1 protein-coding gene is annotated in these 409 nt (G+C 51.6%); it reads left to right on the top strand.

The genetic code is table 11. From position 1 onward, the window contains the following. Positions 1-400: hypothetical protein (locus tag E1189_RS23250; protein WP_196221086.1), on the top strand; the 400-nt coding region annotated here is incomplete at its 5' end. Between the last annotated feature and the right edge of the window lie 9 nt (positions 401-409).

The following is a 409-nucleotide window of genomic DNA, read 5'->3' as shown; positions in this document are numbered from 1 at the left end:
GGCTGACTGGATAGACACCCATTTCACCAGCTTTCTACAGAGTCTTCTGGGGGATGAGACCCGGTTAGGAGACCTGTTTCCAAACCTCCGGTGCTATAAGCTGTGGCTTAACAGTACCGCCAGGGAGATTCTTTACTGGAGTGCCGTTCAGAATCGTGAAGGCCAAGAATGTTTCGCCAGGCACCTGCGAGATACCGGGCGCCCCTGCCGTAAACTCTACCCTGAACACCCCTTACATTATCGCACCTATCCCGATGATTTTACCGGTACTCAGGGCCGGGATCACCTAGCCTTAACCACCTTTAAAATGCCGCTGTTTTTCCTGATCCGGGGTTTCTACCTGCTGGCTTATAAATTGGCAGACCGGTTGGAAGGGCCTGACAGCACACCTGTACAATAATGTTAATTC

Origin of the sequence: Parendozoicomonas verongulae (genome assembly GCF_009711465.1) — a bacterium.
Taxonomy (GTDB): domain Bacteria; phylum Pseudomonadota; class Gammaproteobacteria; order Pseudomonadales; family Endozoicomonadaceae; genus Sansalvadorimonas; species Sansalvadorimonas verongulae.
Note: the sequence above shows the minus strand (reverse complement) of the source record. Positions and strands in the feature narration are given on the sequence as shown.